Origin of the sequence: Citrobacter sp. (genome assembly GCF_050252275.1) — a bacterium.
GTDB lineage: Bacteria > Pseudomonadota > Gammaproteobacteria > Enterobacterales > Enterobacteriaceae > Citrobacter_A > Citrobacter_A amalonaticus.
On sequence record NZ_JBFWLF010000046.1, the window covers coordinates 1 to 19,643 of the forward strand.

21 protein-coding genes are annotated in these 19,643 nt (G+C 53.5%); 8 read left to right on the forward strand and 13 right to left on the reverse strand.

Annotated elements, in window-relative coordinates:
* Nucleotides 1-19: 19 nt before the first annotated feature.
* The 3 genes from AB7E14_RS06005 to AB7E14_RS06015 all read right to left on the reverse strand — a co-directional run bounded on the left by AB7E14_RS06005 (nt 20) and on the right by AB7E14_RS06015 (nt 2,690).
* Nucleotides 20-199, reverse strand: a complete 180-nt coding sequence (locus AB7E14_RS06005) for a hypothetical protein (RefSeq protein WP_305764052.1) — start codon at nt 197-199, stop codon at nt 20-22.
* Nucleotides 200-483: 284 nt separating this feature from the next.
* On the reverse strand, nt 484-1,467 hold the full coding sequence (gene zntB / locus AB7E14_RS06010; RefSeq protein ID WP_043000590.1) for a zinc transporter ZntB: 984 nt from the start codon (nt 1,465-1,467) through the stop codon (nt 484-486).
* An 89-nt stretch (nt 1,468-1,556) separates the two neighbouring features.
* Nucleotides 1,557-2,690, reverse strand: a complete 1,134-nt coding sequence (locus AB7E14_RS06015; RefSeq protein ID WP_316961699.1) for a methyl-accepting chemotaxis protein — start codon at nt 2,688-2,690, stop codon at nt 1,557-1,559.
* A gap of 645 nt (nt 2,691-3,335) precedes the next feature.
* Here AB7E14_RS06015 and AB7E14_RS06020 point away from each other — a divergent pair.
* On the forward strand, nt 3,336-4,568 hold the full coding sequence (locus AB7E14_RS06020; RefSeq protein WP_316961700.1) for a sensor domain-containing diguanylate cyclase: 1,233 nt from the start codon (nt 3,336-3,338) through the stop codon (nt 4,566-4,568).
* Between the two features lie 43 nt (nt 4,569-4,611).
* Here AB7E14_RS06020 and pcaC read toward each other — a convergent pair whose 3' ends face one another.
* The 6 genes from pcaC to AB7E14_RS06050 are packed head-to-tail and all read right to left on the reverse strand — an operon-like array spanning nt 4,612 to nt 9,675.
* Complete coding sequence (gene pcaC, locus AB7E14_RS06025) at nt 4,612-5,001, reverse strand: 4-carboxymuconolactone decarboxylase (RefSeq protein WP_216081444.1); 390 nt, start codon at nt 4,999-5,001, stop codon at nt 4,612-4,614.
* The gene (pcaD, locus tag AB7E14_RS06030) at nt 4,991-5,755 is read right to left on the reverse strand and encodes a 3-oxoadipate enol-lactonase (RefSeq protein ID WP_187251595.1); all 765 of its coding nucleotides are present in this window, start codon (nt 5,753-5,755) and stop codon (nt 4,991-4,993) included. Before pcaD ends, pcaC begins: the two co-directional genes overlap by 11 nt.
* The gene (locus AB7E14_RS06035) at nt 5,733-7,097 is read right to left on the reverse strand and encodes a 3-carboxy-cis,cis-muconate cycloisomerase (protein WP_316961702.1); all 1,365 of its coding nucleotides are present in this window, start codon (nt 7,095-7,097) and stop codon (nt 5,733-5,735) included. The genes pcaD and AB7E14_RS06035 overlap by 23 nt, the downstream gene beginning before the upstream one ends.
* A gap of 9 nt (nt 7,098-7,106) precedes the next feature.
* The gene (pcaF, locus tag AB7E14_RS06040) at nt 7,107-8,309 is read right to left on the reverse strand and encodes a 3-oxoadipyl-CoA thiolase (RefSeq protein WP_316961840.1); all 1,203 of its coding nucleotides are present in this window, start codon (nt 8,307-8,309) and stop codon (nt 7,107-7,109) included.
* Nucleotides 8,310-8,318: 9 nt separating this feature from the next.
* A complete protein-coding gene (locus AB7E14_RS06045; protein ID WP_043000583.1) occupies nt 8,319-8,975 on the reverse strand; it encodes a 3-oxoacid CoA-transferase subunit B in 657 nt (218 codons plus the stop codon).
* A gap of 10 nt (nt 8,976-8,985) precedes the next feature.
* Entirely contained in the window at nt 8,986-9,675 is a 690-nt protein-coding gene (locus tag AB7E14_RS06050; protein ID WP_044257772.1) for a 3-oxoacid CoA-transferase subunit A, read from the reverse strand.
* A 170-nt stretch (nt 9,676-9,845) separates the two neighbouring features.
* Here AB7E14_RS06050 and AB7E14_RS06055 point away from each other — a divergent pair, with 170 nt between their 5' ends.
* The gene (locus AB7E14_RS06055) at nt 9,846-10,652 is read left to right on the forward strand and encodes an IclR family transcriptional regulator domain-containing protein (protein WP_046401592.1); all 807 of its coding nucleotides are present in this window, start codon (nt 9,846-9,848) and stop codon (nt 10,650-10,652) included.
* On the opposite strand, the gene smrA is transcribed toward AB7E14_RS06055, so the two are convergent.
* The gene (gene smrA / locus AB7E14_RS06060; protein WP_044257769.1) at nt 10,649-11,212 is read right to left on the reverse strand and encodes a DNA endonuclease SmrA; all 564 of its coding nucleotides are present in this window, start codon (nt 11,210-11,212) and stop codon (nt 10,649-10,651) included. The two genes, AB7E14_RS06055 and smrA, sit on opposite strands and share 4 nt — an antisense overlap.
* A gap of 424 nt (nt 11,213-11,636) precedes the next feature.
* Between smrA and ogt the strand changes: the two genes are divergently transcribed.
* From ogt to uspE, 3 genes are all read left to right on the forward strand, one after another.
* Nucleotides 11,637-12,152 (forward strand): methylated-DNA--[protein]-cysteine S-methyltransferase, encoded by a 516-nt coding sequence (gene ogt / locus AB7E14_RS06065; protein WP_044327245.1) that lies wholly within the window; start codon nt 11,637-11,639, stop codon nt 12,150-12,152.
* A gap of 194 nt (nt 12,153-12,346) precedes the next feature.
* Nucleotides 12,347-13,099, forward strand: a complete 753-nt coding sequence (gene fnr, locus AB7E14_RS06070) for a fumarate/nitrate reduction transcriptional regulator Fnr (RefSeq protein WP_003020397.1) — start codon at nt 12,347-12,349, stop codon at nt 13,097-13,099.
* Between the two features lie 150 nt (nt 13,100-13,249).
* On the forward strand, nt 13,250-14,200 hold the full coding sequence (gene uspE, locus AB7E14_RS06075) for a universal stress protein UspE (RefSeq protein WP_043000578.1): 951 nt from the start codon (nt 13,250-13,252) through the stop codon (nt 14,198-14,200).
* Between the two features lie 46 nt (nt 14,201-14,246).
* On the opposite strand, the gene AB7E14_RS06080 is transcribed toward uspE, so the two are convergent.
* A complete protein-coding gene (locus AB7E14_RS06080; protein ID WP_043001925.1) occupies nt 14,247-14,507 on the reverse strand; it encodes a DUF2534 family protein in 261 nt (86 codons plus the stop codon).
* Nucleotides 14,508-14,749: 242 nt separating this feature from the next.
* On the opposite strand from AB7E14_RS06080, the gene AB7E14_RS06085 reads away from it, so the two are divergent.
* Nucleotides 14,750-15,769, forward strand: coding sequence for a mechanosensitive ion channel family protein (locus tag AB7E14_RS06085; RefSeq protein WP_043000577.1), 1,020 nt, complete (start codon nt 14,750-14,752; stop codon nt 15,767-15,769).
* Between the two features lie 84 nt (nt 15,770-15,853).
* Here AB7E14_RS06085 and AB7E14_RS06090 read toward each other — a convergent pair whose 3' ends face one another.
* Nucleotides 15,854-16,237, reverse strand: coding sequence for a VOC family protein (locus AB7E14_RS06090; RefSeq protein ID WP_044257766.1), 384 nt, complete (start codon nt 16,235-16,237; stop codon nt 15,854-15,856).
* 98 nt (nt 16,238-16,335) lie between these two features.
* On the opposite strand from AB7E14_RS06090, the gene AB7E14_RS06095 reads away from it, so the two are divergent.
* Complete coding sequence (locus AB7E14_RS06095; RefSeq protein WP_043000575.1) at nt 16,336-17,106, forward strand: DeoR/GlpR family DNA-binding transcription regulator; 771 nt, start codon at nt 16,336-16,338, stop codon at nt 17,104-17,106.
* Nucleotides 17,107-17,141: 35 nt separating this feature from the next.
* Here AB7E14_RS06095 and AB7E14_RS06100 read toward each other — a convergent pair whose 3' ends face one another.
* Entirely contained in the window at nt 17,142-18,755 is a 1,614-nt protein-coding gene (locus AB7E14_RS06100; RefSeq protein WP_044257762.1) for a peptide ABC transporter substrate-binding protein, read from the reverse strand.
* A gap of 183 nt (nt 18,756-18,938) precedes the next feature.
* Between AB7E14_RS06100 and mpaA the strand changes: the two genes are divergently transcribed.
* Nucleotides 18,939-19,643 (forward strand): murein tripeptide amidase MpaA (mpaA, locus tag AB7E14_RS06105; protein WP_428169401.1); only part of this gene is annotated, 705 nt, incomplete at its 3' end.

Consider the following 19,643-nt stretch of genomic DNA (forward strand, 5'->3'; position numbering starts at 1 on the left):
TAATCTCACGGTAAACGACTCACAGTCGGCAGGCGCGTATCCTCGCAGATCTGCGGCTGTGATGCGACAACTTAATCGGTACTTCGTCGGGGGGCGGGTCGGGCATCGGCTGTGGACGAGGGATCGGATCGGGCACAGGAACGGGATCGGTGGGAACGGGATCCGAGAAATGAATGTCTTGTTGGCGGTGAGTTAACAGATGGAACATTTTTGCCTCCGGGATTTCATTGGCTCCCTTTCAGGGTAGTCGCTGAAAACGTACAGGCAAAAAAAAGCCGACTTATTTAAGTCGGCGTCGTACGAATCAATTGTGCTATGCAGTAATTCAAAAAAGGAAGTAAGACAATATGGAGCGCAACGCCCATCGCTTGACGTTGCATTCACCTGCAAGAGTGATATTGCCCCGAACAGGCGTGCTATTTATTGACTTCGCTCAATCTTAAAGCCGTTTTTAGGCAGAGAAATCTCTTAAAACACCCGTTTTTACAACCATTTACTACGATGCAACCATAAAGTAACACCACCAATCAGAACCACTAACAGAATACAAAAGAGTGAAAAGCCAAATTGCCACCCTCCACCGGGTATGCCGCCGAGATTGACGCCGAACAGTCCGGTCAGAAACGTGCTGGGAAGGAAAACCATCGCCATCAATGACATGGTATAGGTACGTCTTGCCAGCGACTCCTGCATTACCTGGGCAATTTCATCGGCCATAACGCCCGTGCGGGCGATACAGGCATCAATTTCATCCAGCCCCCTACCCAGTCGGTCGGCAATGTCCTGCATCCGGCGTCGCTGATCGTCCGTCATCCACGCCAGACGCTCGCTAGCCAGTCGCGAATAGACATCGCGCTGCGGCGCCATATAGCGGCGCATCACAATCAGTTGTTTTCGTAATAACGCGAGGAAGCCGCGCGGCGGGATTTGCTGATCGAGCAGATTGTCTTCAAGATCGATGATTTTATCGTGTAACTGTTCGATAAATTCGCTGGCGTGATCGGTCAGCGCATCGCATACGTCCACCAGCCAACCGCCGCAGTCAACTGGCCCGGTGCCTTCCTGGAGATCGCTGACGACATCGTCGAGCGCCAGCACCTTCCGCTGACGCGTGGAGACAATCAGCCGTTCATCCATATACAGACGCATCGCCACCAGTTGGTCCGGACGCTCATCCGTGCTGCCATTGATACAGCGCAGCGTAATAAGCGTCCCTTCACCCAGACGGCTGACGCGTGGACGAAGGCTTTCTCCCGCCAGCGCATCCCTGACATTATTCGGCAGTAGCGGCGTCGTCGCCAGCCATTGCGCGCTGTCCGGATGCGTGTAGTTCAGATGCAGCCAGCACGGATGCTCACGGCTGATCACATCATCATCTTCCAGCGGTTTCACACCGCCCTTGCCATCCAGCAACCAGGCAAATACTGCATCCGGCACACTAACTTGAGACCCTTTAATGGCTTCCATTTTGCCTCCCATACTTCGCGCTTTTCTGGTTAGTCTAGCTGTCGACGCATGTTAAGCAACCACTCATTCTCCCAATGTGTTATCAGGACTTATGAAAACCCGCGAGCGTAGCGCTTGTGCGCTGAGGGAGAAATCACTTCTGTTGCATCACTTAAACGGAACTGATGGGTTTTCGACTGGAGATCGACAACCTGTGATTTCAGTACATCCGACGATCCGGATAATTCATCCACCATCAATGCGTTACTTTGAGTAACTTTTTCCAGTTCATTCATTGCCTGGGTTATCTGATTTATTCCTTTTTCCTGTTCCGCCGTGGTGGTTGATATTTCATGCATCAGCTGACTTAACTGCCCTGCGCCCTGGACGATTTCCTGCATATTTTTTTCTGTCTCGCCCACAACCGTTGCGCCTTGCTGCACATTTTGATGGGTGACGTCGATAAGCCTCCGAATATTTTTTGCGGCTTCGGCACTTCTGTGCGCCAGATTTCGCACCTCCGTCGCCACCACGGAAAATCCTTTTCCCTGCTCACCGGCGCGCGCCGCTTCGACTGCGGCATTCAGGGCCAGGATATTGGTCTGAAACGCAATATCATCAATCAGGGTAATTATTTCTGTCATTTGCTGGGTACAAGTCGTAATCGAATGCATGTTGCTGGCAACCTGAACCATTAATTCGCTGCCTTTGTATGCACATTGCATCGCGCTATTGGCCTGCTGGTTAGCGAGTCGCGTGTGGTCAGCGTTGTTACGCGTGCTGGCGGCCATCTGTTCCATGCTGGCCGCCGTCTGGATTAAAGAGGCAGACTGCTGCTCCGTTTTTACGGATAATTCAGCGCTACGGGCGGCCAGTTGCTCAGACAACAAAAGCGCCGTCTTCGAGGAAAGTCGGATCTCGCGTACCAGCGTCGCGATACTGCCGGATAAGCTGTTGATACCCGGAATCAGTCTCCCGGCACAGTTATTACCAAATTCGGGAATATAAACGGCGAGATTTCCCGCTGTCACCTGTTCAATACTTTTCTTTACGGTATTAATGGGCGTGACAAGATATATTGTCATGTAGCACCATAAGGCGAATAGCGCCAACAAAAAAATCACGTTCATTGAAATAATAACCGGTAGCCTGACCGAGTACATTATTTGCACAGTATTAATCAGGCCAAAGGTAAATAGTAGAAATACGATAATAAATGTTCTGACGCTAATGTGTTTTAACATTTTAAACCTGTTAGAGGTTAATATGGCAGGTCATATTTATATAGCATCAGAAAAGCATATATTCTTCTCGTTCCGCTCTCTGTCCAAACTTCACGCAGAGATCCATAAAATTTACCTTAAAGAAGGATATTGCCGATTAAGTTTACCTTATGCTTATTGTTCATCATGAGGTGAGGCCGCTTTCCCCTACCCTCCCAAGTGATTCTACTGCTTAACAATTAAGTGATACGACACTCATCATTGATGAACGTTTAATCTGGCTTAAATGATTAGATTTCATAACGTGTTAATAAGCGCACTCGTGCTCTTGCCGCTTTTCGCCTCTGGACGTTAATGAGGTGGGCAAAAATTCCAGTAGCTGACCTTTCATTTCTCATGCGAATGGATGAATTCCTGCTAAATTTAACTGCACGACAGACATTCGATGGAAAGCCTGATGTTGCACGTATCATGGGCACCCGTTTGAATCAGCATCTCGTTTCTTGTTGCGTTCATCGCTGCATTTGTCTCCCTCAGACAGCGCGCGCGGGTCGAGAATCGGCATTCTGGCGCTTATCGGGCGGTATTACGCTTGGTATGGGGATCTGGTCAATGCGTTTCATCGGCATAGTCGCACAATAATTAATAAAAAGAACAGGATTACTGATGATTGCGCACAACCTGAATGCACTGGATTTATTAACACAGCCGGTCTGGATCGTCTCACCCTGTACCGAAGAATTAGTTTTTGCCAATCGTATCGCCAGAGAGGTGATGCAAGGGTACACCTTCAGCCAGCTGCGTAAAGGGGTGTATTCCACCCATGCGCAGAATACGTTGCCGAACTATATTACCGATCTTCGCCGCCAGCGGGATATTGTCGAGATTCTGACGGTGCCCCGTGAAAATCATCAGGCCGCACTCACCTGTCGGTTATCGATTAACGATCTGCCAGGAACCGGTGAAGTCATTCTGTTCGAAGGCATTGATATCCCGGCGGTACAGGGGTTAAAAGCCAGCCGGTCTGCCACCTATCAGCGTAAAAAGCAGGGATTTTATGCCCGATTTTTTCTCACGAACTCCGCCCCTATGCTGCTGATCGATCCGTCAAGAGATGGTCTGATTGTCGACGCCAACCTGGCGGCGCTCAATTTCTACGGCTACAGCCTGGAGGCGATGTGCCAAAAACACACATGGGAAATCAATACATTGGGTCGCCAGGTTCTGCCTGTTATGTATGAAATTGCGCGACTGCCGGGTGGGCATAAGCCGCTGAATTTTGTCCATAAAATTGCCGATGGCACCACCCGCCATGTGCAAACCTATGCCGGGCCGATTGAAATCTACGGCGACAGACTGATGTTGTGCATCATTCACGATATTACCGAGCAGAAACGTCTTGAACAGGAACTGGAGCGCGCCGCCCTGCATGACGCACTCACCGGACTGCTCAATCGCCGCCAGTTCTATCAACTGACCGAACAGGGGCAGATGCAGCATCTCACCCTGGCCCAGGACTACAGCCTGCTGCTCATTGATACCGATCGGTTTAAAAGCATTAATGACCTGTATGGTCACCTGAAAGGCGATGAGGTTCTCTGCGAGCTGGCGCGAAACCTGGAGTCCTGCGCACGCAAAGGGGATTTAGTGTTTCGCTGGGGCGGCGAGGAGTTTGTCCTGTTGTTACCGCGCACGCCGCTGGAGACCGCGTTGCAGTTAGCCGAATCCATCCGCGCGTCGGTCGCGAAAATCGGGCTTCCCGGCCTGCCGCGCTTTACCGTGAGCATTGGCGTGGCCCACCGCGAACCGAACGAAAGTATCGATGAACTGTTTAAGCGGATGGATGCTGCGCTTTACCGGGCCAAAAATGATGGCAGAAACCGGGTACTGGCCGCCTGAGAAACCGCGCCCCCGACGACCGCACCACCGCCGGGGGCCTGATTTACTTCCCGTCAGCGTCGCGCTGGTCAAAAACTTGCTGTGCCAGATGCAATGTCGCATTGGCGGCGGGCAGACCGCAATAAAGTGCCGAATGCATGATCAGCTCTTTCAACTCCTCACGCGTCACGCCGTTGTTGAACGCGGCATTGAGATGCATTTTTAGCTCCGCTTCGCGGTTTAACGCAATCAGCATCGCAATGGTTATCATACTGCGCGTATGCCGATCCAGTCCGGGGCGGCTCCAGATATCGCCCCAGGCATAACGGGTAATAAAGTGTTGAAATTCTTCATTCAGCGGCGTCAGGTTTTGCACCGTCCTGTCAACATGCGCATCGCCCAGAACCGCCCTGCGTACGGCCATTCCCTGCTGATAGCGTTCTTCATCCTGCATATTGTCCTCCCAGAAACGATAACAACGCCGCGTTCACCGCACCCGGCGCTTCAATAGTGGATAAATGGGACGCCTTCACCACGGCCAGTACAGAACCGGCAATACGCTGGTGCATAAACTGAGCGTCGTCCACCGTGGTGACGGGGTCATTTTCACCGGCAATCAGCAGCACTGGCCGTGTGATCCCGGCAATTTGCTCACGCAAATCGGCCGTTGCCAGCGCTTCACAGCAGGCGGCGTACCCTTCGGCTGACGACGCGGCGAGTTGCTCACACAATGCGGCGACCGTTTGCGGTGCCGACTGACGAAAAGCAGGGCTGAACCAGCGTTCCGGGGCGCTGGCGGCAATCTCGCGCAGTCCATTCTGACGAACGCTTTGCGCGCGGGCGCGCCAACTCGCCTCGTCGCCTATACGTGCAGCGCTGTTAATCACTGTTACGCTCAGCAATCGTTGCGGCTGATGACAGGCCAGCCACAGCCCGGTGAGTCCTCCCATCGAGATCCCGCAAAAATGCGCTGCCGGGATATCCAGGTGATCGAGTAACGCAATCACATCCTGCCCCAGCCGGGCGAGATCGGTTGGCCCCATATTGTTCGTCGCGCCATGTCCGTGGGTGTCATAACGCAGCACTCGATATTGTGCGCTCAGCGCCGCAAGCTGTGGCGCCCACATCGCAAGCGTCGTACCGAGAGAATTGGATAGCACTACCACCGGCGCGTCGTCCGGGCCATCAATCTGGTAATTCAGTTCCATGCCGTTGTTCCTCATAACGTGCAAGCACGCGTTGCACAAACTGCGCCGCGCAGCCCGTTGCCGTGCCTGGGTCCAGTAACGCCGCCAGTTGAGATTCATTAAGATGGGCCATCACCTGCGGCTCCTCAACGAGTACTGAATGCAGGGAATGACCGCTTGTCACCGCGCGATGGCACAGCCTTTCTATCAGATGATGGGCATCCTGCTTGCCGATAAACGCCGCCAATGCCAGCGTGACCGATTCCGCCATCATCAGGCCCTGAGTGATATCCAGGTTGTCACGCATCTTTTGCGTGAAGACCTGCATATTCAGGACGAGCGGTTGGGTTTCTTCAATTGCGTGCCCGACCAGCATGACGATCTCCGGCAGGACTTCCCATTCAGCCTGCCAGCCGCCGAGCGCACGTTCATGCTGCTGTAACTGACTGTTGTAGAGTGTGGCCATCAGTCCCGGCGTTTTCTGCATGGCAGTGAGGATCGCCGCGCAGCTCACCGGATTTCGCTTGTGCGGCATCGCCGACGAGCCGCCCCGACCCGCGACGGCGGGTTCGCTCACTTCCGCCACTTCGGTCTGCATCAGCAGCGCAAAGTCCTGAGCAAACTTACCGAGAGTACCGCCGACACCGGCGTACCATGCCCCCACTTCCAGCAGCCGATCGCGCTGGGTATGCCAGGGCGAATCTGGCAACGTCAACGCCAGTTCCTGCGCGAGCCGCTCTGCCACTGGTAGCGCGTTCTGCCCAAGTGACGCCAGCGTTCCCGCCGCACCGCCAAACTGCAGCACCAGTACACGCGGCAACAACGGTTGCAGGCGTTCCTGCCAGCGCAGCAGCGCATCAAGCGTACCGGCCAGTTTCAGCCCCCAGGTCACCGGCAGCGCCTGCTGCATCCAGGTGCGACCCGGCATGACGGTATGCTGATAGCGATGCGCCTGCTGAGCAAAGACCGCCGTCAATTGGCTCAGCGCACGTTGCGTGTGATTGAGCGCCGCTCGCAATTGCAGGACCAGTCCGGTATCGATCACATCCTGGCTGGTTGCCCCCCAGTGTACGTAACGTGCGGCATCAGGAGCCTCGCGCTTCACTCGCGCGGTTAAGTGTTTCACCAACGGAATGGCCAGATTGCCCGCCGCCCGCGCCGATTCTGCCAGTGCTTGTCGATCAAACTCCTGCGCATGGCAGGCCTGGGTGATAGGCCCGACAGCCGTTGCCGGTATCACGCCACAGGCCGCCTGCGCTCGAGCAAGCGCGGCCTCAAAATCGAGCATCCCCTGAAGAAGCTGGATGTCTGAAAATTCTGCCGTGAGCGCCGTTCCGCGCATCAACGGAGTTAGCAAGGTCATTCCTGCTCCTTACACACGTTCAATAATCAATGCGATACCCTGGCCGACGCCAATGCACATGGTACAGAGTGCATAGCGTCCGCCGGTACGCTGCAACTGGTAAGCGGCAGTCATCGCCAGACGCCCACCTGATGCCCCCAACGGGTGACCGAGGGCAATCGCTCCGCCGTTAGGATTCACCTGCGCGGCATCATCGGGTAGCCCCAAATCACGCATCACCGCCAGTGCCTGCGCGGCAAACGCCTCGTTAAGCTCGATAACATCCATCTGGCCAAGCGTTAAGCCCGTCTGCGCCAGTACTTTACGGACCGCTGGCGCCGGGCCAAACCCCATAATTCGCGGGGCGACGCCGGCAGTTGCCACGCCGACAATCCGCGCCAGCGGGTGCAGACTTTGCTGTGCCATCGCCTGCTCGCTGGCGATGAGGAGCGCACAGGCACCGTCGTTAACGCCAGACGCATTGCCCGCCGACACGGTACCGTCAGGACGGACGACCCCTTTCAGCCTGGCGAGCGCCTCCAGCGATGTCGCACGCGGATGTTCATCTTTGCCAAAAAGCAGCGGCTCGCCTCTTTTTTGTGACACTGTCACTGAAATTAACTCTTGTGCGAACAGCCCCTGCTCCTGAGCGGCAGCGGTTCTCAACTGGCTGCGCAGCGCAAACGCATCCTGATCGGCGCGTGTTATGCCAAACTCCTGCGCCACGTTTTCCGCCGTTTCCGGCATAGAATCCACGCCATAGCGGGCTTTCATTTGCGCGTTGATGAAGCGCCAGCCAATCGTAGTGTCTTCGATTTTCATGTTGCGGCTGAACGCATTTTCCGCTTTGCCCATCACAAACGGCGCACGTGACATGCTCTCCACACCACCGGCAATCATTAGCTGTGTTTCGCCGCTTTTAATCGCTCTCGCGGCAATACCAATGGCATCGAGGCTGGAACCACACAGACGGTTTACCGTACTGCCCGGAACGCTTTCCGGCAACCCGGCCAGCAGCAGCGCCATCCGCGCCACGTTGCGGTTATCTTCTCCCGCCTGATTCGCACAGCCGTAAATCACGTCATCGATCGCCGCAGGATCAAGGCCTGGGTTGCGTTCAAGCAGTGCTTTCAGTGGAATAGCGGCCAGATCGTCGGCCCTGACGTTCGCCAGCGTTCCGCCGAATCGACCAAACGGTGTGCGCACTGCATCGCAGATAAATGCCTGATTCATCATAGTTCCTTATGCGCTTTGCGCCAGCGGTTCACAGCTCAGAGTCACTGGCGTCAGACGTTGCAGTTCCTCAAAAGACAGACCATTGAAAATTTCCCGGACAACCGGTCCCGAATCGGTAATGTCAATCACCGCCAGGTCCGTATAAATGCGGCTGACGCAGCCCATGCCGGTTAAGGGATAGGTACAGTGTTCAACCAGTTTGCACTCGCCGTCGCGGGTCAGATGGTCCATCATCACAAATACCTGACGTGCGCCGATCGCCAGATCCATCGCACCGCCCACGGCGGGAATGGCGTCCGGCGCGCCGGTGCTCCAGTTGGCGAGATCCCCGGAGGCTGAGACCTGATACGCCCCCAGCACGCAGATATCCAGATGCCCGCCGCGCATCATGGCGAAGGAGTCACCGTGATGGAAATAGCAACCGCCCTGCAACAGCGTGACGTACTCTTTCCCGGCATTAATCAACTCCGGATCTTCTTCCCCTTCCGCCGGTTTTGGCCCCATCCCGAGCAGGCCATTTTCACTGTGCAGGAAAATCTCTTTTTCCGCAGGCAGGTAGTTGGCGATACGGGTTGGTAAACCAATCCCCAGATTGACGTATGCCCCTTCCGGGATATCCTGCGCTACGCGTCTGGCCATTTCGTCACGGGATAATTTCTTCATCGTTTACTCCTTAGGCGCGCAGCGCGGCGTGGGTGAGGTTTTCCAGAGAAAACACGCGCTGGACAAAAATCCCCGGCGTGATGACGTGCTCGGGATCAAGCTCGCCGAGAGGGACAATCTGATTCACCTCCACCACCGTGGTTTGCGCGGCGGTCGCCATGATCGGACCAAAGTTTCGTGCCGCTTTGCGGTACACCAGATTCCCCCAGCGATCGGCCTGATGCGCCTTTATCAGGGCAAAATCGGCGTTAATCGGGTATTCGAGCACATAGTTTTTCCCTTCGATGTGGCGGGTTTCTTTGCCTTCAGCCAGCGGCGTACCGTAGCCTGTTGGCGTATAGATAGCCCCCAGGCCAGCCCCGGCAGCCTGAATGCGCGCCGCCAAATTCCCCTGGGGTACCAGCTCCAGTTCAACCTCGCCACGGCGATACAGGTCATCGAAAATCTGTGAATCCACCTGACGCGGAAAAGAGCAGATCATTTTGCGTACGCGTCTGGCCTTCAACAGTGCCGCGAGACCGACTTCACCGTTACCCGCGTTGTTATTGATGATGGTAAGGTCGCGAGCCCCCTGCGCGATGAGCGCATCAATCAATGTGGTGGGTTGTCCGGCCGTACCAAAACCACCAATCATGATGGTCGCACCGTCCGGGATCCCGGCGATGGCCTCCTCCAGCGAAGGCACACTTTTATCAATCATCAGCTCGCTCCTTGTGGTGCGGATTTCGCACATTTTTGCGTTGTTCGCACAAAATGTGACCCACTTAACGAAGCCAGGCAAGGGCGATAATCGAAATATGGTGCGATAATCGAACATCGTTTATGTTTGTACGAAGAATGTGATCCGTGGCGAACAACGAGAGGAAAACAGTGGAAAAACATCCTGATGACCGACTGAACAACGAGACCGATCCGTTTAAGGGCGATCCAAACTATATGGCATCACTGGCACGCGGGCTGGAGGTGATTCAGGCGTTCACGCCGCAGCGACGGGTTATGTCGATATCGCAGATTAGCCAGAAAACCGGGATCCCGCGCGCGGCAGTCAGACGCTGTCTGTATACGCTGGGAAAACTGGGTTTCGTTTATGCCGAAGATGGGAAAAATTTCGAACTACGTCCACGGATCCTGGCACTGGGACATGCCTATCTGGCCTCCACTCCGCTGGCTCGCGCCACTCAACCGGTTCTGAAACATCTGAGCGAAATGCTCAATGAATCCTGTTCCATCGCCACCCTCGACGGTGACGATATTTTGTATATCGCCCGCGCCTCCAGCTCACGCATTATGACCATCGATCTGGACATCGGCAGTCGGCTGCCCGCGTGGTCCACCTCAATGGGACGCGTTTTGCTTAGCCATCTTTCTGAGGACAAGCTGAACGACATGCTCGGGCGCATCACCATGATCCGCTACACCTCGCAGACTGTGGATTCCGTCCCCGCCCTGCGCGCCGAACTGAAGAAAGTCCGGCAGCTGGGCTATGCGCTAAACGATCAGGAACTGGAAATGGGGCTGCGGTCCATTGCTGTGCCGCTGATGAACAGCCAGGGTCAGGTCCAGGCGGCGCTGAATGTGGGTGTACATGCCGGACAGGTGACGGCGGACGAACTGCGCAGCCGCGTACTGCCCGAGCTGCAAAAAGCCGCGCAGGAGTTGTCGCTTTTACTGCATTAACGGCTGCGCTTGGCGTGACGTTCCCAGTTTTCCTGCTTCGCCTGTGCGGATTTACGCAACGCCACATAGCACGCTCCGCTGCCGCCGTGATGTGGCAGCGCCGTGCAGTAGGCCTGAACCTCGTCGAATTCGGTCAACCAACGTGCCAGATAGCTGCGCACGATGTTGGCATGTGAGTTATCGTCTCGCCCTTTACCATGAATAATCAGCACATTGCGCAGCCCATCGCGTAACGACTGGAGCAGAAAACTGTACAGCTGTTGACGGCAGGCTTCCACCGGCTGACGCAACAGATTGAGGCTCGCCTGCTGGCTGTATTTCCCCGTACGCAGCTTATCGAGCACGCCCTGTTGCAGCCCCTCACGGCGAAACTCTAAAGGTTGCGCCAGCGGGACGATCTCCAGAAAACCGGTGGTGAGAAAATTATCAAGCTGGAGTGTATCAATACGTTGCGGGGTCCGCGCATTGCGCACGGGCTGCCAGTGTACGTCGGCGCAACGTTTCAGCGGCTGAACATCCTCCATGGCGTCAAGAAATAACGATTTGTCGTCAAGATTCATGCTGTGTCCTCCCGCTTTTTAAAGGCAGCTACTATCATAGCCGTCCCCCTGGAGGGCGACAACGGTTTACAGATGCTTCCAGTAAACATCCACGTGTCACATACTTTTGCTGTACTGATTAGCGCTGGTTTTACTCAGAGTAAAACAGTGCAGCAGTGCCGTTTAATCTGGTTGATTTAACTTAGATTTTCGTGAAATCAATCACTCCAGTTTGCTGGCATAGTTAAACGGTTCTTGCTATAAGACATTACCCGCCACCAGGAAAAATAACGGGCATAGATGAAGGATAAACTGCTGTGTGTACTGTAGAGTCTGGCGGATGTCGACAGGCTCTATTTTTTTATCCCAAATCAGGGGTATAGCACTGCTGGCAGTGACCATGATACGTTGATGCCCCACCGACTGCATGCCAACGAGGCAACCGATGCTGACACTACTGGAAGAGAAAATGATGACCCCGCTGGGCCCACTTTGGGTCATTTGCGACGAGCAGTTCAAACTTCGCGCTATCGAGTGGGAACAGTACAGTGAACGCATGGTGCAACTGCTGGATATTCATTACCGCGCACAAGGTTATACCCGTATTAGTGCGACCAATCCGGGCGGTCTGTGCGACAAACTTGCCGACTATTTTGCCGGTAACCTCAGCGCGATCGATACGCTGCCAACCGCCACCGGCGGCACCCCTTTTCAGCGGGAAGTCTGGCAAACCTTGCGCACTATTCCTTGTGGTCAGGTGATGCACTACGGTCAGTTGGCTGAGCAACTGGGACGCCCTGGCGCGGCGCGAGCGGTTGGCGCGGCGAACGGTTCAAATCCGATCAGCATCGTGGTGCCCTGCCACCGCGTGATCGGACGTAACGGCACCATGACCGGTTACGCCGGTGGCGTGCAGCGGAAAGAGTGGTTGTTGCGCCATGAAGGTTACCTGTTGCTGTAGTATCCAGGCAATTCGTGCCTTCTTGCTCACACTTTTACGTAAAGACGCCACAGGGAAAGTAAGGTTTTTCAAAGGGATAGAAATATTTTATTCACACATGTCGGAATTATCCGCTATTGGGGTGACCTCAGACTTACGTGCTCACCAAAAAGATGTTAAAATTGACAAATATCAATTACGGCTTGAGCAGACCTATGATCCCGGAAAAGCGAATTATACGGCGCATTCAGTCTGGCGGTTGTGCTATCCATTGCCAGGATTGCAGTATCAGCCAGCTTTGCATCCCGTTCACACTTAACGAGCATGAGCTTGATCAGCTTGATAATATTATCGAGCGTAAAAAGCCGATCCAGAAAGGCCAGACGCTGTTTAAAGCGGGTGATGAGCTGAAATCGCTCTATGCCATTCGTTCCGGTACGATCAAGAGCTATACCATTACTGAACAAGGCGATGAGCAAATCACCGGCTTCCATCTCGCGGGCGACCTGGTCGGTTTCGACGCGATTGGTAGCGGCCATCATCCGAGTTTTGCGCAGGCACTGGAAACCTCAATGGTCTGTGAAATCCCGTTTGAGACACTTGATGATCTGTCCGGCAAAATGCCTAATCTGCGTCAGCAGATGATGCGTCTGATGAGTGGTGAGATCAAAGGTGACCAGGATATGATCCTGTTGCTGTCGAAGAAAAACGCGGAAGAGCGTCTGGCGGCATTTATCTATAACCTGTCTCGTCGCTTTGCGCAGCGTGGCTTCTCTCCGCGTGAATTCCGTCTGACCATGACCCGTGGCGATATCGGTAACTACCTGGGCCTGACCGTTGAAACTATCAGCCGTTTGTTGGGTCGTTTCCAGAAAAGCGGAATGCTGGCGGTGAAAGGGAAATACATCACTATCGAAAACAGTGATGCGCTGGCGGTTCTCGCCGGACACACCCGCAACGTTGCTTAATCTTTCCGCAACCCTTCTGAAACCCTTCTGTCGAATCGTTAAATTTTCCTGATTTATTGATCTGACAGAAGGTTCTTCCCTGTTTCAATTCACATTCTTGGGTTACTCTTTTAGTTACAAACTGCGATGACAGTTGTAAGGAGACCCTGTATGGCTATGTATCAAAACATGCTGGTGGTTATCGATCCGAATCAGGACGATCAACCTGCGTTACGGCGTGCGGTTTATTTGCATCAACGGATTGGTGGCAAAATTAAAGCCTTTTTGCCGATCTATGACTTTTCCTACGAGATGACCACCCTGTTGTCGCCTGATGAGCGTACGGCAATGCGTCAGGGCGTCATTAGTCAGCGGACGGCGTGGATACGCGAACAAGCAAAATACTATATTGAAGCAGGCGTTCCTGTTGAAATTAAAGTGGTCTGGCACAACCGTCCTTTTGAAGCCATTATTCAGGAAGTGATCAGCGGCGGACACGATCTGGTGCTGAAAATGGCGCACCAGCATGACCGACTGGAAGCAGTGATCTTCACTCCTACCGACTGGCATCTGCTGCGTAAATGCCCAAGTCCGGTGTGGATGGTGAAAGACCAACCCTGGCCGGAAGGCGGTAAAGCGCTGGTGGCGGTAAACCTGGCCAGTGAAGAACCCTACCATAATGCGTTGAATGAGAAGCTGGTAAAAGAGACGCTGCAACTCGCCGAACAGGTCAACCATACTGAGGTGCATCTGGTCGGGGCCTACCCTGTCACGCCGATCAACATCGCGATTGAACTGCCGGAATTTGATCCCAGCGTCTACAACGATGCGATTCGCGGTCAGCACCTGCTGGCAATGAAAGCGCTGCGGCAAAAATTCAGTATCGACGAGAAAGTCACACACGTTGAGAAAGGATTACCGGAAGAGGTAATCCCCGATTTAGCGGAACATCTGCAGGCGGGGATTGTGGTTCTGGGTACAGTGGGCCGCACGGGCATTTCCGCTGCCTTCCTGGGGAATACAGCAGAACAGGTCATCGATCATTTGCGTTGTGACCTGCTGGTCATCAAACCCGACCAGTACCAGACGCCCGTTGAGCTTGACGACGAGGAAGACGACTAACGCGTTGTGTAAAAAACGAAAGGCCCAATGATTTGGGCCTTTTCTTTTAATGCTTGTCCTCACCGCCGAGGAAATAAATTCCCAACGGGATGGCCAGCAGCACAGTGAAAACCAGGCTATAGACGAAAATCATTGATGACTGAATGACATACATCGACGTCGTCCAGTCAGAAAGCGGAATATCATACTGTTCAATCACCCCACCGATCGTGGCGCGCGTGACAACCGATGCGGCAATAATAAACACACCCAGCAGACAGAGCAGAAACTTTTTGCCCTTCGCCGTCTTCAGCTTTTCCATTATCATCATAGTGTCCTTCTGTTACCAAACTTTTGTTACCTTGGCGCAACAATACCATGACAATATGAAAAAGTCTGCATCAGTTCCCCTGACAAATCCGTCACATTGAAAGCGCCTTTGCGTAAAAACGCTGAAAGCGCTATTTATACCCCCTTTTTATTGATGACTTGAATGTTTATCCTGAGTACCATTATCGAATTGTAGTTTATTTTTTTCATGTCAGTGGCAGCGGAAAGCCGGGGATAAATATGTTTGCAGAGCTGTTCGTAAAAAACATCTTCAATCTGACGGTTATTTTGAGTAGCGTCTTTAGCTTAATTCTGATGAATGTTTTCTTTCGTCATGCACATAAACGCAAGAAAGGGTTTGTCTTCCATACGGCTCAGTTTCTAATTTATGCGCTGATTATCGGTACATTGGGGCGAATCGCTAACACCGTTATTAGCCATTATAACATCAGCGCGGTTTCATCCAGTATTATCGACTTTGTCTGTACGTCGTTGATCGCCCTGATTCTGACTATTAAATTGTTTCTGGTGATTAATCAGTTTGAAAAATCGCAAATTAAAAAAGGGCGAGACGTCACCAGCGCGCGAATTTTATCGCGGATTATCAAAATCACCCTCATTGTCGTCATTATTTTGCTTTATGGTGAACACTTCGGCATGAGCCTGTCGGGGTTACTCACCTTTGGCGGCATCGGCGGTATCGCCGTGGGCATGGCAGGGAAAGATATCCTCAGTAACTTCTTTTCCGGCATTATGCTTTATTTCGATCGCCCCTTCAGTATCGGCGACTGGGTACGTTCCCCGGATCGCAATATCGAAGGCACCGTGGCGGAAATTGGCTGGCGGATGACCAAAATCACCACCTTTGATCACCGTCCGTTATACGTTCCAAACTCTGTATTTTCCTCGATTAGCGTAGAGAATCCCGGTCGGATGAGTAACCGTCGAATCAACACGGTTGTCGGGTTACGTTACGAAGATGCCAGCAAAGTGGGCACGATCGTCAATGCTATTCGACAAATGCTACAAACCCATGCCGATATCGATCAGCAACAAACGCTGCTGGTCTATTTTAACGGCTTTGGTGACTCTTCATTAAATATTATGGTGTATTGTTTTACCCGAACAACGGTCTGGGAAGAGTGGTTAGCGGTTCAACAACAGGTTTATCTTAACATTATTGATATCGTGCAGAGCCATGGCGCTGATTTCGCCTTCCCGAGCCAGACACTCTATCTCAATAATAGCAGTCAGGGTTAATGTAAAACGCCCCTGCCCGACTCGTGATAGCCTCAGGACATATTTACCTGAGGCTCCTTACTCAGACAATGCGTTATTTTCTGTTCATTCAACAATTTCGATGAAATTCCCGTCCGGGTCTTTGATGACCGCTTCATAATAACCGTCCCCGGTCGTGCGCGGTGGTGAAACCAGGATCCCCTGCGCCCGTGCTTTTTTTGCCAGCGCATCCACTTTTTTAGCACTGCCAACCGCGATTGCCAGATGCACCCACCCGGTCGTCTGGTTATCCGGGCGCAGGGCTCGCAGGGCGGGTTTCGTCATCAGTTCAATCGCAATATCATCACCGATGCGCACAAAATAAGACTCAAATCCGGGGTTGTTCTTGCTGATGTATTTCTCATTAAGCGTCCCGCCAAAAAAACCGGTCCAGAAGCGCGCCTGCGCTTCCAGTTCTGTGGTCCATAACGCCATATGTGCGATTTTCATGTTTCACCTCGTTTCAACCCGTCAGAATGTTGACAGCACTGACCGTTTTGCCCGATCATGCTCTATATTGCTCGATGATATGGTTTTCAGGATTTATTATGCTCGATTATGCAGCTTTCCCGGAACAACGACAAGCCCTGATTCAGCAGATCCTGCAGGAGAATGGGCGCGTGGTATGCAGTGACCTCGCCTCCCGGCTGAACGTCTCGGAGCACACGATTCGCCGCGATCTCCATGAACTCAGCAAGGAAGGCATCTGCAAGAAGGTGTATGGCGGCGCGGTCATGATGCTGCCGGAAGCGGGTGACTATTCCATTCGCAAAACGAAGAAGCCCGACCAAAAGAGCAGCATCGCGCAAAAATGTGCACGACTGGTCAAATCCGGTAGCTGTATTTTTATCGATACCGGTACGACCAACCTGGCGATGGCGGAGGCGCTTCCGGCAGAACTGTCTCTGACCGTGGTGACCAACTCGCCGGAAATCGCTGCCGTACTGTTAAAAAAGCCCCTGTATGACGTCATCATGCTCGGCGGTCAGCTGCAGCGCTCTTCTGGTGGTTGCGTCGGCGCTTCGGCGATTGCGCAGGTTCAGGGGATGTTATTCGACCAGGGGTTTATCGGCGGCTGTGCGATGGCGCCGGAATCCGGTCTGACCGGGTTTGATTACGCCGATTGTGAATTCAAACGCGCAGTGATCCGACAGTGTAATGAGACCATTGTCGCGCTGACGGCGGACAAGATCCCGGCGGTGGCTCGCTATGTCGTCGCCCAGAGCAGTGAGATCGATGTCATGGTAGTTGAAGCGAATATCAGCAAGGCGTATTGCGAGGCGTTTCGCGAACATGATATCCGCATTTATACGGTGTGAACGGCAGGCGCGTTTCCGCGCCTGCTGACGGAGGGTTAGTGCTTGATGATATACATGGTCCGGCTGTAGGCCACATCTTCCGGGTTCATGATCGGGTACCCTTTCAGCCACGGTTTGATTAAGCGCCCATTGGTGTACTGATAAATTGGCGCAATGGGTGCCTGCTCCATGAGGATTTTTTCCGCCGCATTGTAGTCCGCATTACGCGCTTTATCCGTGTTTTCCATCGTCGCCTGAGTGATGATTTTGTCATACGCCGGGTTGTTAAAACGGGAAATATTGCCTGAGTGCGTCGACGTCAGCAGCGACAGGAAGGTCGAAGGCTCGTTGTAATCCCCCACCCAGGAAGCACGAATCACATCGAAATTCCCGGTATTACGGCTGTCGATGTAAGTTTTCCACTCCTGGTTTTGCAGCTTCACATCCACACCTAAGTTTTTCTTCCACATCGAGGCCACCGCGATGGCGATTTTCTGGTGGTTCTCAGAGGTGTTGTATAACAGCGTCAGGTTAAGCGGTTTCTGCGGACCGTATCCCGCCGCACGCAACAGCGTTTTCGCCTGGGCATTCAGCTCTTCCTGGCTCATCTGTTCGAACGGAGACGGTTCAGGCGTAAAACCGGCAGTGACGTCCGGCGTAAAGTGCCAGGCCGGTTTTTCCCCGGTACCCAACACTTTCTCCGCCATAATGCGACGGTCAATGGTCATGCTCAGCGCCAGACGCACGCGGGAATCCGCCGTTGGCCCTTTTTGCGTGTTAAAGGCGTAGTAATAGGTTCCCAACTGCGGTGGCGTATAAACCTGCCCAGGAATGTCCTTTAACAGCTTCTGGTACATATTTTTCGGGAATGATTCAGTGATATCAATATCACCCGCCAGGTAACGTTTAGTGGCCGATGACTCTTGATTAATCGGCAGGAAAGTCACTTTTTGCAGCACCGTTTTTCCGTTATCCCAGTACTGCGTATTCGGCACCACCACCAGCTTTTCATTCACCACGCGATCCTGCAACACGTAGGCGCCATTACCCACCAGGTTGCCCGGTTTGGTCCAGTCTTTACCGCTTGCCACGTTGGCTTTTTGCACCGGATAGAACGCAAAACTGGCAGTGAGATTGGCGAACCACGGCAGCGGCTTATCCAGTTGCACTCTCAGGGTGCGGGCATCAATAGCGGTCACACCGAGCTTATCGGGCGTCACTTTGCCATCAATGATCGCCTGGGCGTTATTGACCCCTGCCAGCGCGGCAAACCAGGCAAAGGGGGACAACGTTTTCGGATCCACCAGGCGCTGCCAGCTATAGACAAAATCCTGGGCGGTCACCGGCGTACCATCTGACCAACGCGCATTATCCCGCAGCGTAAACGTCCAGATGCGATTGTCGTTGCTTTTCCATTGCGTGGCGACGCCAGGTACGATTTCACCCTTCTCGTTCTGGTTCACCAGTCCTTCAAACAGATCGCGAATAACCTGAATTTCCGGCAGGCCAACCGCTTTTGCCGGATCAAGCGTCGCCGGTTCATCTTTTATATGGCGAACCAGCTCCTGCTTCTCTGCCAGTACCGTTCCGCTGGGAACATCCGCAGCATATGACAGAGAAATGCTGCTAACCAACAGCGCACAACAGGTTACTGAAACAGCGTGCTTCATAGAGTCCCCTCAATCCAGCTTATTCACGATGGCGTAATTATTTGTTTCGCCTGAAGGAAATGCAAACATCTTCCTGCAGAAAATTGATATTACGACTAAAAATCCGTCCATGCGAAAACGATTTGATTATCGACCCAATTTGCACAACACTGCGAGTAATAATCCCTGAATTCAGAGACGCTTATGACCGTTACCCGCCCTCGCGCCGAACGCGGCGCCTTCCCGCCAGGAACTGAACATTATGGTCGTTCACTGTTGGGTGCACCGCTGATCTGGTTTCCGGCAGCCGTCGCCAGTCGTGACAGTGGCTTGATTATCGCGGGAACGCATGGCGACGAAAATGCTTCAGTGGTCACGCTCTCCTGCGCACTGCGCACGCTGACGCCTTCACTGCGCCGCCACCATGTGATCCTCGCAGTGAACCCGGACGGCTGTCAGCTCGGTTTGCGTGCGAACGCTAACGGCGTCGACCTTAATCGCAATTTCCCGTCAGCAAACTGGAAAGCCGGCGAGACGGTTTATCGCTGGAACAGTGCTGCGGAAACGCGTGACGTGGTGCTGTTGACGGGAGATCATCCGGGTTCGGAACCGGAAACTCAGGCGTTATGTCAGCTCATTCACCGCATTCACCCCGCGTGGGTGGTCTCTTTCCATGACCCACTGGCCTGTATTGAAGATCCCAAAAGCAGCGAGCTCGGTGAATGGCTGGCGCAGGCGTTCGAACTACCGCTGGTGACAAGCGTTGGTTACGAAACGCCCGGCTCTTTCGGCTGGGGGTGTGCGGATCTGAATTTACACTGCATCACAGCGGAATTCCCGCCGATCTCATCAGATGAGGCCAGCGAGAAATATCTCCAGGCGATGTCCACGCTTCTGCGCTGGCATCCT